Annotated in this window: 16 protein-coding genes; 6 read left to right on the top strand and 10 right to left on the bottom strand. The window is 56.8% G+C overall.

The features are described from left to right. The first annotated feature begins 13 nt into the window (after window positions 1-13). The gene (locus LBW89_RS10775) at window positions 14-643 is read left to right on the top strand and encodes a DUF2997 domain-containing protein (RefSeq protein WP_225039158.1); all 630 of its coding nucleotides are present in this window, start codon (window positions 14-16) and stop codon (window positions 641-643) included. 246 nt (window positions 644-889) lie between these two features. Then, window positions 890-1,951, top strand: a complete 1,062-nt coding sequence (locus tag LBW89_RS10770; protein WP_225039157.1) for an LLM class flavin-dependent oxidoreductase — start codon at window positions 890-892, stop codon at window positions 1,949-1,951. 112 nt (window positions 1,952-2,063) lie between these two features. Here the strand turns inward: LBW89_RS10770 and LBW89_RS10765 are convergent, their stop codons facing one another. The 3 genes from LBW89_RS10765 to LBW89_RS10755 all read right to left on the bottom strand — a co-directional run bounded on the left by LBW89_RS10765 (window position 2,064) and on the right by LBW89_RS10755 (window position 5,221). Next, window positions 2,064-2,861 carry a helix-turn-helix domain-containing protein gene (locus LBW89_RS10765; RefSeq protein WP_225039156.1) on the bottom strand — a complete coding sequence of 266 codons (798 nt, stop codon included), beginning with the start codon at window positions 2,859-2,861 and terminating at the stop codon, window positions 2,064-2,066. A 208-nt stretch (window positions 2,862-3,069) separates the two neighbouring features. Then, on the bottom strand, window positions 3,070-3,912 hold the full coding sequence (locus LBW89_RS10760) for an aldo/keto reductase (RefSeq protein ID WP_225039155.1): 843 nt from the start codon (window positions 3,910-3,912) through the stop codon (window positions 3,070-3,072). A 61-nt stretch (window positions 3,913-3,973) separates the two neighbouring features. Continuing rightward, window positions 3,974-5,221, bottom strand: a complete 1,248-nt coding sequence (locus LBW89_RS10755; RefSeq protein WP_225039154.1) for an MFS transporter — start codon at window positions 5,219-5,221, stop codon at window positions 3,974-3,976. A 145-nt stretch (window positions 5,222-5,366) separates the two neighbouring features. Between LBW89_RS10755 and LBW89_RS10750 the strand changes: the two genes are divergently transcribed. Next, on the top strand, window positions 5,367-5,726 hold the full coding sequence (locus LBW89_RS10750) for a winged helix-turn-helix transcriptional regulator (protein ID WP_148453590.1): 360 nt from the start codon (window positions 5,367-5,369) through the stop codon (window positions 5,724-5,726). A 67-nt stretch (window positions 5,727-5,793) separates the two neighbouring features. Here LBW89_RS10750 and LBW89_RS10745 read toward each other — a convergent pair whose 3' ends face one another. Continuing rightward, window positions 5,794-6,222, bottom strand: coding sequence for a MarR family winged helix-turn-helix transcriptional regulator (locus tag LBW89_RS10745; RefSeq protein ID WP_225039153.1), 429 nt, complete (start codon window positions 6,220-6,222; stop codon window positions 5,794-5,796). A gap of 119 nt (window positions 6,223-6,341) precedes the next feature. On the opposite strand from LBW89_RS10745, the gene LBW89_RS10740 reads away from it, so the two are divergent. Further along, a complete protein-coding gene (locus tag LBW89_RS10740; RefSeq protein ID WP_148453585.1) occupies window positions 6,342-6,932 on the top strand; it encodes an NAD(P)H-dependent oxidoreductase in 591 nt (196 codons plus the stop codon). Here LBW89_RS10740 and LBW89_RS10735 read toward each other — a convergent pair. From LBW89_RS10735 to LBW89_RS10715, 5 genes are all read right to left on the bottom strand, one after another. Continuing rightward, window positions 6,913-8,403, bottom strand: a complete 1,491-nt coding sequence (locus LBW89_RS10735; RefSeq protein WP_225039152.1) for an aminotransferase class V-fold PLP-dependent enzyme — start codon at window positions 8,401-8,403, stop codon at window positions 6,913-6,915. The genes LBW89_RS10740 and LBW89_RS10735 overlap by 20 nt on opposite strands. 90 nt (window positions 8,404-8,493) lie before the next feature. Next, window positions 8,494-9,024: a DsrE/DsrF/DrsH-like family protein gene (locus tag LBW89_RS10730; protein ID WP_225039178.1), complete on the bottom strand. Its 531-nt coding sequence runs from the start codon at window positions 9,022-9,024 to the stop codon at window positions 8,494-8,496. A 1,453-nt stretch (window positions 9,025-10,477) separates the two neighbouring features. Then, entirely contained in the window at window positions 10,478-11,545 is a 1,068-nt protein-coding gene (locus LBW89_RS10725; protein ID WP_148453579.1) for a stalk domain-containing protein, read from the bottom strand. Window positions 11,546-11,948: 403 nt separating this feature from the next. Further along, window positions 11,949-13,007, bottom strand: coding sequence for a Gfo/Idh/MocA family protein (locus LBW89_RS10720; protein WP_225039151.1), 1,059 nt, complete (start codon window positions 13,005-13,007; stop codon window positions 11,949-11,951). 19 nt (window positions 13,008-13,026) lie between these two features. Next, window positions 13,027-13,914, bottom strand: coding sequence for a sugar phosphate isomerase/epimerase family protein (locus LBW89_RS10715; RefSeq protein WP_225039150.1), 888 nt, complete (start codon window positions 13,912-13,914; stop codon window positions 13,027-13,029). A 127-nt stretch (window positions 13,915-14,041) separates the two neighbouring features. Between LBW89_RS10715 and LBW89_RS10710 the strand changes: the two genes are divergently transcribed. Together LBW89_RS10710 and LBW89_RS10705 are read left to right on the top strand one after the other, a co-directional pair. Next, complete coding sequence (locus tag LBW89_RS10710) at window positions 14,042-14,977, top strand: helix-turn-helix transcriptional regulator (RefSeq protein WP_225039149.1); 936 nt, start codon at window positions 14,042-14,044, stop codon at window positions 14,975-14,977. Window positions 14,978-15,367: 390 nt separating this feature from the next. Continuing rightward, window positions 15,368-15,652, top strand: a complete 285-nt coding sequence (locus LBW89_RS10705) for an alpha/beta-type small acid-soluble spore protein (RefSeq protein ID WP_225039148.1) — start codon at window positions 15,368-15,370, stop codon at window positions 15,650-15,652. Between the two features lie 72 nt (window positions 15,653-15,724). Here LBW89_RS10705 and LBW89_RS10700 read toward each other — a convergent pair whose 3' ends face one another. Beyond that, on the bottom strand, window positions 15,725-16,303 hold the full coding sequence (locus tag LBW89_RS10700; protein WP_412066999.1) for a hypothetical protein: 579 nt from the start codon (window positions 16,301-16,303) through the stop codon (window positions 15,725-15,727). Between the last annotated feature and the right edge of the window lie 41 nt (window positions 16,304-16,344).

Below are 16,344 nucleotides of genomic sequence, written 5' to 3'. Positions count from 1 at the left end.
AGGACCGTTCGTTATGAGCCATTGTACGACATTTCCCCTTATTTTTAGCGACAAGAGATTGCTGTTCCGGGCGATGCGCGAGACGGGCCTGGAACCCGAGAATCGGGTCTGGTATTCCTTTAATACGGAATTACAGAAGAGGTTGGGAATCGGCGGGGAACCTCTCGGGAAGCTGCTGACGGGGACAAGAGGCGATCTTCATCTGATTATCTTGGAAACAGAGGAGGGCCTGCAGGCGGTCTTCGAGTCGGGGAGTCTGTCCGGGGAGGAGCTGGATCTTGCGGGGGAACAGCTTTTGTCCGAAGTGCAGACCGCTTATCTCCGCGGTGCGGTAAACCAGGTTTGTAGACGTTACATGGAGGCCGGCCTGCATGCGGAAGTCCGCGAAGTCGAGAGCGCGGAGGGCGTTTCCTTCGTGTTGGCTTTCGGGACGGGAGGCAAGTCGATTACCGTCACGCAACTCAACGATGGCGTCATCGAAGAGCAAGTGCAGGGTGTGGCGGGTCAATCCTGCATGGTCGCCACGGCGGAGCTGGAGCGTCTGCTGGCCGGCACGAACGCCGCCTCCCTCAAGCGAACCTGGACTCCCGCTTACCAGGCGACCGTCGAGGACCGGGAGCTTCAGGTTTTAAAACTTACGTAAAGGGGATTGCCCCGTAAAAAACGGTTTCGAGCGGGTGGGCTCGGGATCGTTTTTTTTCGGCTAAAATAGCGGCCCGAAATGAAGAAATAGCGGCTGCATAAATCGCCATTCAGGATAGGACGGCAGTGCCAGCAAACCCGAGGCTTAAAGAGCGATTCACGACTTGCAAAATCCGCCGCAAACCGTCACAATAGGAACTACAGTAAATTAAGTTAATGAATTTATGAAAGTAAAGGGAGGATCCCTATGGAAATCGGGCTCAGCACTTTTGTTGAAACCACGCCGGATGTGCATACCGGCGAATTGATCAGCCACGCGCAGCGTCTGCGCGAGGTCGTGGAAGAAATCGTCCTGGCGGACCGGGTGGGGCTCGACGTCTTCGGTGTCGGCGAGCATCACCGCAAGGACTATGCGGCCTCTTCCCCGGCCGTCGTTCTGGCGGCGGCCGCGGCGCAGACCGAGCGGATCCGCCTCACCAGCGCGGTAACCGTGCTGTCGTCCGCCGACCCGGTGCGGGTGTTCCAGGAGTTCTCGACCCTGGACGGCATCTCGAACGGGCGGGCAGAGATTATGGCGGGGCGGGGCTCTTTTATCGAATCCTTCCCGTTATTTGGCTATGATCTTCAGGACTATGACGAGCTATTCGACGAGAAGCTGGACTTGCTCCTGAAGATCCGCGCATCGGAGAAAGTCACCTGGGAAGGGAAACATCGCCCCGCGATCCGCAACCTCGGCGTGTATCCGCGCCCGGTGCAGGAACCGCTGCCGGTATGGATCGGCAGCGGAGGCAACACCGAGTCCGTCATTCGCGCCGGACTGCTTGGCCTGCCGCTGGTGCTGGCCATCATCGGCGGCCGGCCGACCCAGTTTGCCCCGCTCGTGCAGCTGTACAAGAAAGCGGCGGCCCAGGCCGGCCACGACCCGGCGAAGCTGCCGGTCGCCTCGCACTCGCACGGGTTCGTCGGCGAGGAGGCGGAGCAGGCCGCCGATCTGTTCTTCCCTTCGACCCAGGCCAGCATGAACGTCATCGGGCGGGAGCGCGGCTGGGGCCATTACGGCCGGGCTTCCTTCGATGCCGCGCGCAGCCTGGAAGGCGCGCTCTATGTGGGCGATCCGGATACGGTCGCGCGGAAGATCATTTACCTGCGCAAAAACGTGGGGATCACCCGGTTTATGCTCCACTGCCCGCTCGGGACGATGCCGCATGAGCAGGTGATGCGGTCCATCGAGTTGCTCGGGACCGAGGTGGCGCCGCGGGTGCGCGAGGAAATCGCCCGCTGGGAAGCGGCGGGAGAGCCGCAGGAATAACCCGCGGCCCACGGCCCCTCACCCCGCGGTCCCTCACCCTCAAGGGAACGTCAAAGTCCCCGGTGGCGGAGCCGATTCCTTCGGGAACCGGCTCCGGACCAGGGCCGGGACATTAAAGATCCTCTATTTTTTTCCGCGCCTTCTTCAAAAGTTTGGCACCCAGGCGATTTACATGCTCCTCATTCTTTACCAAGAGCTTATAGGCTTCCAAGACGGCCAGAGTTCGGACGAAAATGTACATGCCCACGGCGATCATAGCCGCAAACCCCGGATAGTAAGGGACCAGAATTCCGGAGGTTATTTCTTTCTTTTCCAGCAGGAAGGCCAATCCCCCCGTTAAAATCAGACAAACTCCGACGACGATGACGGGGTTACACCTCCGCTTCGCTTGTTCATATCTCGAGGCCAGCTCTTTAAGATAGCCGGGGTCAAACAGCAAAGGCTCCTTTTTCAGCACTTTATAGGTATTGTCCCCGTCGATCGAGATGGCCGTCACGAGCATGCCGATCCCGAGCACGGCGATAACAATGATGAGGAAGGTATAGATAGCCGGTTCCTGCTTAAAAACCAAGTAGGGGACGGTGGAGAAAATAAGCAGACCAAATCCCAACGCCACAAATTTGGATGTTCTGCGTTCATGCATCAGATAGGCTTCCGCCGTTTCCTTGTTTACATAATACCCTCGTGCCTCCTCCTCGTTAGGATGGGGCTGAACCGTCTCCTTCAGCAGATAATCCATAGAAACTTCAAAGAGGTTTCCGATCATGAGCAGTTTCTCCGTTTCGGGGTAACCTTGGCCGTTCTCCCATTTGCTGACCGCCTGCCTCGTCGTGTTTAATTTCTCCGCCAATGCTTCTTGGGAGAGTCCCTTTTCTTTTCTTAATTTCAATAGTTTTTCACCGAATGTCATGGGCAGCTTCCCTTTCTTTATTTGTTTGTGATACCCAAATTATTGCATAACAGGCCGGGGCATTCTATCATTCCGCCGTTGCACTTTGTCAACTTCAGGTTGCATTCCTGTTCTGGCGGGGATATTTCGGGAAAAACAAAGACCCTGACAGGAGGCTGTCAGGGTCAATTAAGCGGGGAAATATTCCCGTTAAATTCGACTCAACTCATTAAAAATTGAAGTTATCCGGGTCCGGGCCAACCCGGCGGTTTTCATTCAGCGCGTCGATCCGGTTCATATCTTCTTCGCTCAGCGAGAAATCATAGATCGAGGCGTTCTCGATAATCCGCGCTTCTTTGGTCGATTTCGGAATGGTGATCACCCCGTGCTGCAGGTCCCAGCGCAAAATTACCTGGGCCACGGTCTTGCCGTACTTGGCGCCGATTTCCTGAAGCACGGGATCGTTCAACAGTTCCCCTTGCATCAGCGGGGACCAGGCTTCCAGTTGAATGCCCTGCTCCCGGCAGAATTGCAGCAGTTCTTTTTGCGTCAGCCGCGGATGGAATTCCACCTGGTTGACCATCGGCTTGATTTCCGCTCCTTCCATGACATCCTGCAAATGATGGATTTGGAAGTTGCTCACCCCGATCGCCTTCACCCGTCCTTCCCGGTAGAGGGTTTCCAGGGCGCGCCAGGACTCTTTGTATTTGCCTTTGACCGGCCAGTGGATCAGGTACAGGTCCAGGTACTCGAGGCCGAGTTTGTCCATGCTGGCTTCAAAAGCGGCCAAGGCCGAATCGTAGCCCTGATCGGCGTTCCACAGCTTGGAGGTCACGAACAGCTCCTCGCGTTTCACGAGCGACTCTTCGAGCGCTTCGCGGATCGCGGTTCCGACGCCGGCTTCATTCTGGTACACGGCCGCGGTGTCGATGCTGCGGTAGCCGTGGCGGATGGCGGCTTTCACCGCCGCGACGAGTTCTTGTCCTTCTTCGACTTTAAAAACGCCCAGACCGAAGCCCGGCATTTTTACGCCGTTATGCAAAGTTACGGTATCCTGCAAATTTTTAATCATAGGTTCAGTCATCTCCTAGAATGATGTTCTTTTTAGTTGGTATGGCATTCCATAAAATAGCTTACCCGTTTTGCGCGGCCCGATGCAAGCCGCCCTCCGGCGACGGGGCGCTTTCGTTTACGCGGCCGGCGTCCCTTCGCTCGAGCACCCGGGCCCGGCCGGTAAGGATTACCGCGGCCAGAACCATCAGCGCTCCCACCCAGGTGGTATGGAGAAGGCCGAGCCGGTCGGTGACGATGCCGCCAAGGTAGGCTCCTAGGGCAATCCCGGCGTTAAAGGCGGCGATATTGACGGCGGAGGCGATGTCTTTGGCCTGGGGCGCGAAACGTTCCGCCAGCATGACGACATAGATTTGCAGTCCCGACACGTTCATGAAGGCAAACAGGCCCATCAGGAAAATGGTGATCAGCCCCGCGATTTTCAGCGGCGCCGTGAAGGCCAGGGCGAACAGCACGAGGGACTGAACGCCGAACATGTAGAACAGGGCACTGACCGGTCTGCGGTTGGCCGCTTTCCCCCCAAGCAGATTGCCGATCGCGATGGCGATGCCGTACATCAGTAGAATCACCGCGGCCGTTTCCTCGGGAAATCCGGTGACTTCATGAAGCAGCGGGGATAAATAGGTAAAGACGACGAAGGTGCCGCCGTATCCCAGCGCGGTGATGGCGAAAGCCAGCAGCAGGCGCCCGTTGCCGACCAGTTTGAGCTGATCGCTGAACCGGATTTTTGCGCCTTTGCGTAAATTCCCGCCGGACACGAGTATCAGGTTGGCGAGGAAAGCGACCACGCCGATGAGAGCAATGGCGATGAAGGCCGTCCGCCAGCCCCACTGCTGACCCACCATCGTGCCCAGCGGCACGCCCGTGACCGTGGCTACGGTCAGACCCGAGAACATAATGGAGATCGCGCTGGCCCGCCGGTTCTCGGGTACGAGGTCCGCGGCGATCGTCGATCCGATCGACATGAACACGCCATGCGCGAGGGCCGAGATCACACGGGCGGCAAGCAAGACGCCGATGCTGCCCGCCATGGCGGCCAGGCTGTTGCCGATGATGAAGACGATCATCACGCCGAGCAGCAGCGTTTTTTTGGAAACCCCGGAGGTTAACGAGGTCAGCACCGGAGCGCCGAACGTGACCCCCAGGGCATACAGAGTGACGGTGAGTCCCGCCGTAGTGACGGATATATCAAAGTCTCCAGCGATTAAGGGAAGCAGTCCCACGCTGATAAACTCGGTTGTCCCGATCGCAAAGGCGCTGACGGCGAGGGCCAGAAGCGCCAGCATACTTCGTTTTTTTTCTATAGTCACAGGTTCTTCCACTCCTCTTGCGATTTGTCGCCGCCGGCCGGCATATGCTATTATCATTTATCGAGGCGGTCATGAACAGTACGTACTTTAAAGTGATATAGGTACTAAAAAGTGCCTAATGTATAAATAAAGGGAGGAAGGCGCTTTGGCGAAAAAATACAATATCTCGGTGGAAGCCACGCTGGAGGTCATTGGGGGAAAATGGAAGTGCGTCATTCTGTGCCATCTCACGTATGGAAAACGAAGAACGAGCGATTTGAAACGTCTGATGCCCGGGATCACGCAGAAAATGCTGACCCAGCAACTGAGAGAGCTGGAGAAGGACGGGATCGTCAACCGGATCAGCTACAATGAAGTGCCGCCGCGGGTCGAGTATGAACTGACGGAATACGGGTGGAGCTTGAAGGGGATTTTGGATTCCTTATGCGCCTGGGGCGAGAAGCATATCATCAAGGAATACGGAGATAAGAGCGCCGTCTTGGAAGACAGCATTCTGAACCGGTAAATCGAGACAAGCGGAAAAAAAGCCTGGCATCACCTTGCGTAAAAAGGGAAGCCAGGCTTTTGTATGTTCAGGAGAACACCTTCGTGTGAAGCAGATGGAGCGCGTTGCCGATGTCCTTGATTTCGGATGCCGACAGATGGCCGACCCGCTGATGAAACCGGGCTTCGATCTGTCCGAACACCCCGTCCATGAGGCGCTGTCCCGCTTCGGTCAGGCGGATCAGCTGCACGCGCCGGTCCCCTTCGGCGGACACCTTCTCGCACAGCTGTTTTTCCCGGAGTTTGCGGATTTCGCGGCTGGCGTTAGGCATCGAAATATGATGGCAATCGCTGATCTGGCTCAGGGTTACCGGCTGGCTAACCGCGATATATTCCAGAATGTCGTATTGGACCGGGGTGATTCCCTCCGGTTTCAAGCCCTTGGTGATGTCGTGTTTGACTTCATGTACGGCAGTGGTAAAGGCTACGAATCGTTGAAAAAGCTCAGTTTTGTCCACAAAACCACCTCATCTTCGACAATAGCAAACTCATTATCAAAAAACAATTATCATTTGACAACTAATAGGTTGTCATATAGGATTTATTTATCAAATGATAAGTAAATGGGGTGTTAGCTGTGAACCTGCTGGTCATTTATACTCATCCGAATCATCAAAGTTTGAGTTACGCTTTTTTGCAAAAAGTGCTGGAAGGAAGCCGTGAAAATCCGAGAATTTCCGGGATTCAGGTGTTGGATTTATACGCGGAGTCTTTCGATCCTGTCCTGGTGTACAACGAGGAAAAGCGGAGGCGCGATATGCACCGTGAGCCCAGCTTGGCCAAATACCGCGAGCAGATTCAATGGGCGGATAAGCTCGTGTTCGTGTATCCGATCTTTTGGGGGCGTCCTCCGGCCATGCTTCTCGGCTACATCGACCGGATGTTCTCCTCCGGTTTCGGGTACCGTGACAACGGCCGGCTGCTGCCGGAAGGTCTTTTGAAAGGGAAATCCGCCGTCTGCATTTCCACCATGAAGGGGCCCGAGCGGATTTATCCCTGGTTCTATCTGAATAACGCCCATAAAGTATTGATGGGAAGGGCGCTGCTCCGCTATGTCGGCATCCGGCCGGTCAAGTTCTTTGAGTTCGGAAGCATGGAGAGCCCCAAAGGCCGCCATGAGAAAAAGCTGAACAAGGTTTACACGTATTTTAAAAACCTGGAGCACTAGTTCCTTTGTGTGAGCGATGAAGCCATTCGCCGGTGCCCGGATCGAAGATGTAGTCTTTTTTCCATTCCGCGATATGTTCGGCCACATCCCGGATGGCGGCGGCGATGTAGCGGATTTCCCGATCCGTCATCATCGGATGCAGAGAGAGGCGGACCCAGCCCGGTTTGCCCGATAGGTCGCCTTCCGCGATTTGCCCGGCGATATGGCGGGAGTCCGCCAGGCCGATGCCCAGCAAGTGATGGCCGTAGGTTCCGGCGCAGGAACAACCGCCGCGAGCCTGAATGCCGAAGCGGTCATTGAGCAGTTGGACCACCAAATTGTAATGGATGGTGTCGAACGTGAATGAAACGATGCCCAGCCGATCGCGGCGGCTTCCTCCGAGAAGACGGAGGCCGGGAATTCGCGCAAGTTGATGCAGCAGAAGGGAGGTTAACTCCTTCTCCCGCGCTCTCATGCGGGAAGTGCCCATCTCTTCCTTCAGTCGTATGCACAAAGCGGCCCGGATGGCTTGCATAATCCCCGGTGTCCCTCCGTCCTCCCGCGCCTCCGCGTCCTTGACATAGTGATACTCGCCCCACGGATTGGTCCACAACACCGTACCGCCGCCGGGCTGGTCGGGAACGTCGCTGTCGCAGCAGGATTTGTCGACGACGAGAATGCCGCTCGTCCCCGGCCCGCCGAGAAACTTGTGGGGGGAGAACAGGACGCCGTCCAGTCTTTCCAGAGGCGGGGCGGGATGCATGTCGATGCGCGCATACGGCGCGGAAGCGGAGAAATCGACGAAACACCTGCCGTCGTGCCGGTGCATCGTTCGGGCCAGCTCGTCATAGGGCGTTTCGAAGCTGGTCACATTGGAGCAGGCGGTGAAGGCGCCGATTTTGACGCGTCTATGCCGGTAACGCCGCAATAACCGCTCCAAATGTTCAGGCTCCACGTTCCCCTCCGGCCCGGGAGGAACGACGACGACCTCGCCGATCGTTTCGGCCCAGGAGAGCTGGTTGGAGTGATGCTCCATGTGGGTGATAAAGATGACGGGCCGTTCCGCTTCGGTTAAGCGGATGCGGGATTTAAACCGCTCGGGAACTTTCAGTCCCAGCAGCCGCTGCAGCTTGTTTACCGCCCCGGTCATGCCGGTTCCCGCAAACACCAGCATGTCTTGCGGACCTGCGTTCACATGGCGCTTGATGACCGCTTTGGCTTCCTCGTAAGCGAGGGTCATGGTCCGGCCGGTGATGGTGGAGCGGGTATGCGTGTTGGCCATCCAGGGGCCGAACTCCTCCGCGAGCCTCGTTTCGATCGGGCGATACAGCCGGCCGCTGGCCGCCCAGTCGGCATAGAGGAGCGGCTTGCGGCCGTAGGGAGACAGGAAGGTATGGCCCTCGCCGATCGTATTTTTCCGGTACCGGTTGAAGAATGCTTCACTGGAGCCCGGCAAATCATAAACAAGGCTCCCGATGTTGGCCTTGAGCATAGGCGTGTGCCCTCCGTTCGATTGATCGGTTTAGGGTACGCTGGGATGCCCGATGGCGTTCCAAAGGGAGCCGTGAACATTATTTGAAATTCAAATAAACAACTGCACATCGGAAGCGAGCGCGTCGCGGAGATACGTTTGGGCGTCCACGACTTCAAGCTCCGGAATCAGCTCTTCGGGCCGGATGCCCATAATTTCCAGAGACAATCGGCAGCCGTAGAATTTGACGTTTTTTTTACGCGCCCCTTTTAGGAAATGAATCAGCTTGGGGGCTTCCTGATCCTCGATCATCTCCGTCAGCATCCACTTTCCCAAGCCGCTGAAATTCATGCGGGACAAGGGAAGGTCCTCCGCGCCTTTCGGCGACATCCAGCCGAGCAGCTTCTCATAGACCGTCTTGTCCTCCTGCGTCATCCGTTCGGGATCCCGCAGCAAAAACAACCCCCAAAAAGCGAAGAACATCGTTACCTCGACCTCGATATCCCGCGCCGCATTGGCCAAAATCAGCCCGGCCATCGCCTTGTCGTACTCCCCGCTGAACATGAGCAGGCTCATCTTCTTGCCGGCTTCCTTTTGCAGCCCTGTTTCCATGCCCGCCCTGACTTCCTTTTCCGCCTCCATGGCCATTCCGATCCGCCTCCGGGTTGTTTTGGATGGGATTAGTATGGACAGAGAAGGGCAGGGTATTCCCGGTTCATGGAATCGTCATTTTCGGGCGGCGCTGATGAGGTGGAGAGGCTTTAACCGCCGCTACTTAACAGATCTTTATAGGAGGAAGAAGCCAGTACCCCCATCAAACAAACTGGTAAATAAAATTCCTGCAAATCTGCATGTTTTTTTCTGGTTCGGGGCCAAAATTTAAAAATTCCTGCAAATCTGCAGGAATTTTCGAAGCAACCGGCTTGTTTTTCTAAAATCGCTAGAAATGCCTGCAGATTTGCATCTTTTTTCGCATTCGCGCGTGGATCGAACAAAATGCCTGCAGATTTGCATCTTTTTTGAGTTGGAGCGTTGGAACTGCGTTGTCATCTTGATCGCCGTGGGCTAAATACGATTAGGGATGTTGGCAGGCGTGGGGCTGCGTGCTTATCGGGAGTTTCACGCCAAGTCAACGCTAAGCAGCGCATTGTTTTTTTCTCGTATTCCGATGTCCAGGGAGGCATTAGCTCAATGGCGCTCGATCCTGTTCTACTAATTAACGGGATTTCCTCCCGTTAATTTCCCCCATTTGGTGTAACCTCATCCAATTAGCTGGATTTCCTCCCGCTAATTCAGCTCCTTTTGGCCAGTCCGGCCCAATCACGGCAAATTAGCGGGATTTTTTCCAGGTAATCCTCGCACTTGGCCATTCGCGCGTCATTTAACGGGAGTTTTTCCCGTTAATCTGCCGCTCAGGTCCCAACCAGAGCCCATCCATGCCCATCCATCGCCGCGCCCGACCCCAAGGCTAGGCCTGCCCTCGCCCAGCCTAGCATGTCCAAGCTCTAACTTACCTTTATCTCCTACCGTAACTAAACACCGCAGGCCAACCATATTACTCAACTAACTAATCCTTCACCTGAGTGCCTCGATCTTCTGAGTGTAGTGTCCGGTCCCGCCGTCCGCTGACATTAGCGGGATATTCTCCCGCTAATATTGCTCATTTGGTGTAACCTCGCCCAGCCTAGCATGTCCAAACTCTAACTTGCTTTTATCTCCTACCGTAACTAAACACCGCAGGCCAATCATATTACTCAACTAACTAATCCTTCACCTGAGTGCCTCGATCTTCTGAGTGTAGTGTCCGGTCCCGCCGTCCGCTTACATTAGCGGGATATTCTCCCGCTAATGTAAGCGCCGCCTGGTGCGCAGCATGACCTGCGGCCTGACGTGCCGCGTGATGCGCAGCCTAACGTGCCGCTTGGCGCACTACCTGATACGCCACCCAACGCACCGTCCGCTGTTCGCCCTCGTAGCCAGTTCCGCGTGTCATCCACCGTCCGCTGTTCGCCCCCGTAGCCAGTTCCGCGTGTCATCCACCATCCCCCGTCAGCCCTCGTAGCCTGCTCCCCGTGTCGTTCACCATTCGTGGCCGTTAAAACACCCGGCGCGCGGTCACGAACCGCTCTTTCCAGCTGTCGGAGAAAGCCTCCAGGCGAACGCCGTATTTTTTCGAGTACGTGTGCAAAATTTGGTTATCCCCCGCATAGATGCCGACATGGCCGATATCCAAACCGCGCGCCCCGAAAAAGAGCAGATCGCCTTTGCGGAGATCCTCGATTTTGACCTCTTGTCCTTCTTTGGCTTGGTCATAGGATACCCTGGGCAGCTCGATCCCCAACGTATCCGCAAATACCCGCTTGACGAAAGACGAGCAGTCAAAGGTGGCGGTTTGATCCGGCGACGCGCCGAATTCATACGGGGTGCCGGCAAAGGTCATGCCATAGGCGAGCAGCTCATCCGCCTGCTTGTCCCGCAGGGCAGAGCTTGTATAGTCGGTGTATTTCGGTTTTGCGGATATGTAGCCGGTCCGCCCGTCCTCCGTGCTGACTTCCAGCCAGAACGGCGAGGCTTCGCGGAGAACCGTGACCTTGGCGCCGGCCGGAAGCAGTTCCTCCGCGGCTTCACTCTCCGCGTCCGGAGCGCTCCGCAGATTCACGCCCCAGCGGATCGACGCCTCTTTGCCGATGAGGGCGGCAGACGTAATGCGGACGGTTCGGGCGTCCTCTTCCCAAACGACGGTGCTGCCCAGGGCTTCGCTTACCATACGCAGCGGAACCAGCGTGTGGCCGTCCGCCACCTGCCCCGGAACATCCACCTGCAGCGTCCGGCCGTTCAGCTCGGCCAAGCTTTCGCCCAACCGGTAGGTGAGCTTCGCATCCCCTTTGGTGGCTGTCACCGTTTTGGTGGCGCCGTCCCAAGCGAGCTTCGCGCCTTGCGCCTCAAACAGACCGCGCATTGGAACGAGCACGGCGCCGTCCACGATTTTTGGATCCGCGACCGGTTGAATCCGCTTCCCGTCCAACACAATGTTCACCGGCGGCGTCTGCTGCGGTGCCGAACCCTGCGCTGCGGACTCGGCGGCATAGGCCGGAACCGCGGTGGTAAGAAGTCCCGCGCTAAGCAGAAGCAGGAGGGCGTGTTTCTTTTTCGGTTTTTTCATGAGGTCATCCTCCCAAGAATTAAAATAAATTATATAGCTCACTTAGTTGGACGAGTCTGGGAGATGAGAGTTGTGCAGAAAAATATGGAAAATAAAATTTTATCACTGCCTCAGGCCTGGTTCTTATCGGGTATAGAGCAGAGGCGGTTTTGCTTCAAAAGGCCCATCAGCCAGCTTGGTAATATAAAATTCCTGCAAATCTGCAGGAATTTTCGACGAAATCGGCTTGTTACTCTAAAATCGCTAGAAATGCCTGGAGATTTGCATCCTTTTTCGCATCCGCTCGTGAAATCGATCTAAAAGCCTGCAGATTTGCATCTTTTTGGAGTGGCAGGGGTGGAAAATGCGCGTGGCCCCTTAGCCCCCATGAGTTAAATACGATTTTCGACGTCGGCGGAAGGCACTAGGCCCACCCATTTCTCATAAACTTGGCAAAATGGACCTTATTCCCCGACCTGGCGCTCTCCACCGCCCCTAATACCATGGCGATACTGTGGATGTTGTCGCTGCAATCCGTCTCCGGCCGGGCCCCGGTCTCCAGCGCATCGAACATGTTCGCGAGACAAGCCTGGTGGCCGGTCAGGGCCATGTTCACGGGAACGGCGGCGACGCGCTTCGTTTCGCGGATAAATCGGTCGGCGGAGCCCCCCTCCGCCACAATTTCCGCATAGGGCTCGCCTTGTCCGTCCCATAAGGCCGTGCCGAACTCGCCGGTGATTCTCCAGGAGCTTTCCCACGAAGTGGACGCCCCTTCGGCGCACCAGGAGCCGCGATAGTTGAACACCGAACCGTCGGACATTTCAAAAATACAGACGGCCATCGCGTTTCCGGCATACCAGGAGCCGGGTGGATTAAACTCATGGCAGTACACCGAGACGGGGTCGGCGCCCAGAATATAGCGGGCCTGATCGAAGGTGTGGATCGCCATATCGAGCAGAAGCGGGCTGTCCATGGCATCGCGAAATCCGCCGAAATGCGGGCCGATAAAAAAGTCCGCGCCGATAAAGCCGGGCCGCCCGATCGTTCCCCCGCCGACGAGGCGGCGGAGCGCGCGGATGTTCGGGTCAAAGCGGCGGTTCTGCATGACGGCATGGATTTTGCCGCTTTTCCGCGATAGCTCAAGCAGATCCAGGCACTGCGCAAGGTTCTCGGCCAGGGGCTTCTCCGCAAAGACATGACAGCCCATTTCCATCGCCGTTTTGCCGATGACATAGTGGCTTGCGGGGATGGTCACATCAAATACCAAGGTAGCGTCCGCCTGGAGAATCGCTTCGCGGAGATCGGTAAATCGCGGGCAGGAAAGCCCCTTCCGGGAAGCCAACGCGTCGGCGGCTTCGAGGCTCAGGTCCACAAGCCCCACGATTTCCGTATCGCTGCGGCTTAGCGCGTAATCGACCCAAATGTGGGACATGCCGCCGCAGCCGGCCACGAGGACACGGTGCTTTTTCGTTAAACGGGTCATTGCAGCTTAAGCCCCCTTGTTAAACCGGGTTGGGGACGATGTCGCCGCCCCGGCAAAATTTTAAATAGCGGAGAGCGTGAACCTGCCCGGTCATTTCCAGCTCATCCTTGTAAACGGGATCATGCCACCCCTCAATATCGATCGTTCCCCGGTATCCGTTCTGGCGCAAAATCGTGATGATATCCGCCCAGTTGCAGTCTCCGAAACCGGGCGTCCGATGCCAGACGTAAGGCTGTTTGCCGTGTACGCCGTATTCCTTGACGACGTCCCAGGCGATGGTGGCGTCCTTGCCGTGAACGTGAAACACCTTCTTCGCCCACTTTCTCAGCTGCGGGATCGGATCGATCAGGCTGACCATCTGGTGGCAGGGCTCCCATTCCAGTCCGATATTGTCCGCCGGTACGGCGTTGAACATCAATTCCCAGGCGGTAGGGTTGTGAGCGATGTTCCAATCGCCGTTCTGCCACGTCCCGCCCATATCGCAGTTCTCAAAAGCGAGGCGTACGCCACGGTCCGCCGCCCGGCGCGACAGTTCACCGAAAACTTCCTGGAATTTCGGGATCGATTCGTCGATCGGCTGTCCGGGAAGCCTTCCGGTGAAACCGGTTACCAAATCGGTGCCGAACAAATGGGCATGGTCGATGAGCCGTTCCCAGCTGGCCAGTGTATCGGCGTTGTCGCCTTCTCCGGTCAACGGGTTGCCGAATATGCTTAGGGCTGAAATCACAAAGTCATGTTCTTCGGCAAGGGTTTGCACCCGTTTGGCCAACTCCTCTAGGTTCGTTTTCCCGGTGGTCTGCCAAAAGGTCAAATTAAACGATTCGAAGCCATGCCGGACGATTTGCGGAATGATGCGGTCGGCGTCGCCGCCCCCGACCAACGTGCCGATGCGCAGGAAGTGTTCCATGCTTCCCATCCCTCCAATATTGTCATATAGTGGTCCTAACAGCTTCATTATAGCTAGGAGGATCGCCGGCTGCTCTATGCGATCTTGTGCATTATTAGTCCGATCTTGCGGTGGTGAGATGTTTACAATGACCAATCCCAAAGAGCTTAGGGAAGAGACTTATCTGGAACAAAAAATATATCCCGTACAGCTTTTTGCCAATCGGTGCTCCCGAGTCAACCCGGGGGATTGCGTGCTGTATTTGCATTGGCATGAGCATATGGAGATCATTTTGATGCGGAGAGGGCGCGCCGTTTTTCATATCGACAGCCGTCCATATGAAGCCGGGGCGGAAGAGATTATCCTGATTCCGGGCGGCAGTTTGCATGTCGGATATGCGCTGGATGAAGGCGACGTGGATTTCGATTGCATCGTTTTGAATCCGTCGCTCTTCAATCCTTGGATGCATGATCCGGTGCATAACCAACTGATCGTCCCCTATTTGGAGGGCCGACGGCACTTTCCGGTCAAGCCGGAAGATCCTCGCCGGAGAGATCAGAGCCGGGTCTGGCTGGAGGAGGCGGTGGAAGAATTGTCGGCAAGACCTCAGGGGTACCAATTGGTCGTTACCTCAAAACTCCATCTGTACTTCACGCTGCTGGCGAGGGCGGGGATGGAGGAGGGGCCGGAAAAAACAGCGCATGCGGCCTATTTCCCCAACCGGGAGCCTTTTAAGCGGTTGATCCGCCGGATCGAGGAGCATCCGGGGGAGGCCTGGTCGGTGGAGGAGGCCGCCCGTTTTCTGAATTTGACGCCTTTTTACTTTTGTCGGCTGTTCAAGCAATTGACGGGCCGGACCTTCGTCGAATACATCCATGTTTGCCGTATGAACGAGGCGAGGCGGCTGCTGCAGGAAAGCGGGATGTCGGTCACCGAGATCGCCGCTCGGGTCGGATGCGGGAACGCCAACTATTTCACGAGGCTGTATAAACGGTACATCGGCATGACCCCGTCGCAAACCAGAAAGCAGGGCGGGCCGGCCGCTGAAGTAAGCCTGACGTTGGAAGGAGATAGGGAGGATTAACAACGGTTGAATCGTTCTTCAACCGATTGAACCGTCTGGAATAGGTTAAACCGATTGGACCGAACTTCTAACGGACGCCATAGCTGCTATTTCGGGATAAACGCCCATTTAAGATTCTAACGGACACAATAGCGCCTATTGTGCTCCTTCGGGGTGAGCATTATCGTGGATCGGTCAAATAGCGGCTATTATTTCCGTTAGACGGTCCATCAGGTGGCGGACTCCCGATAATAACAGAGAGGTACATTTTGTAATCTCGGTGTCTGGTCGGCGCGCTGGCCGAATACCGGGGCGGGCTACGACGATGTTCAACTGGTAAAAACATCACCGGGATAGTTCCCGCTGTCCCCGGGCATCTTAGGGTAAAACCAGTCGAAGGGGTGGAGCTCGTTGTCCAGAAGAAATCGGAAGTACGCGGTGCCCGGAGCCGATCAAGGGATGCAGAGGTTCAAGGCCGAAGTGATGCGGCGCGAAGGATATGACGTTGACCCGAACCGGCCGGATGACGTGAAGTTTGAGGTCGCCCGGGAGCTGGGCGTTCCGCTGCGGCCGGGGCAAAACGGGAACCTGACCACGGAATCGGTCGGACAGGTTGGCGGCAAAATCGGCGGAACCATGGTCCGCGAAATGATCCGCTTAGCCCAGCAGCAGCTTTCGGAGCGGGGGCCGCAATAATCGGGGCGATGCAGCGCCCGACGCAAACCGCCGCCGGGGGACCCTCCTCCCCGGCGGCGGTTTGTCGTGCGCTTAACGCCGGCGCCCCCTGGCTCCGCGGGAGGGCTTGCGTTTGAGCCGCCGCGATCGTCCGGTTCGCTGCCGCCGGGTTTCCCGGCCGAACCATTTGTTGAGCGCGGCGCTGCCCGGCCCTCCGCCTACGGCCTGCTGCTGCCGAGTGCCCGGGCTTTCGATGGCGGAGTTCGTTCCGCCCGTGCTGTACGCCCCGGCTCCGCTGGACACCTGCGTCGCCGAGGCGTTCGTAAAGCCCCTCGGCAGCTTGACGATTTGGTCGTTGATGATGATCACGACCTCTTTGCCGGGGACGCCGGGGTAAAGCGGCAGCCCGGAAGCGGCGGGCTTGCCTTTTCGCCGGCCTTTGGCCTCGAGGTTTTTGGCCAGGCCGCCGGCGCCCACGCTTTGTTGCTGCCGGGTCAGCGGCGACAAAATCGCCGCGTTGTTGCCGGATGCGCTGCTCCGGCCGGCCCCGCTGGTGATCTGCGTGGTGTTGGGCGCATTGGTAAACTGGCGGTTGACGACCACCACGACTTTATCCACCCCCGGTAAAGGGGTGCGCGTGATGATGCGCCGGTTTCCTTTTTCGAGAATAATGGTGAGCCGGGATTTCGGTGGTTTCTCCTTCGCTTTCACCT

The organism is Paenibacillus sp. alder61 (assembly GCF_020179875.1).
GTDB lineage: Bacteria > Bacillota > Bacilli > Paenibacillales > Paenibacillaceae > Fontibacillus > Fontibacillus faecis.
This window is presented reverse-complemented; position numbering and strand designations above follow the sequence as displayed.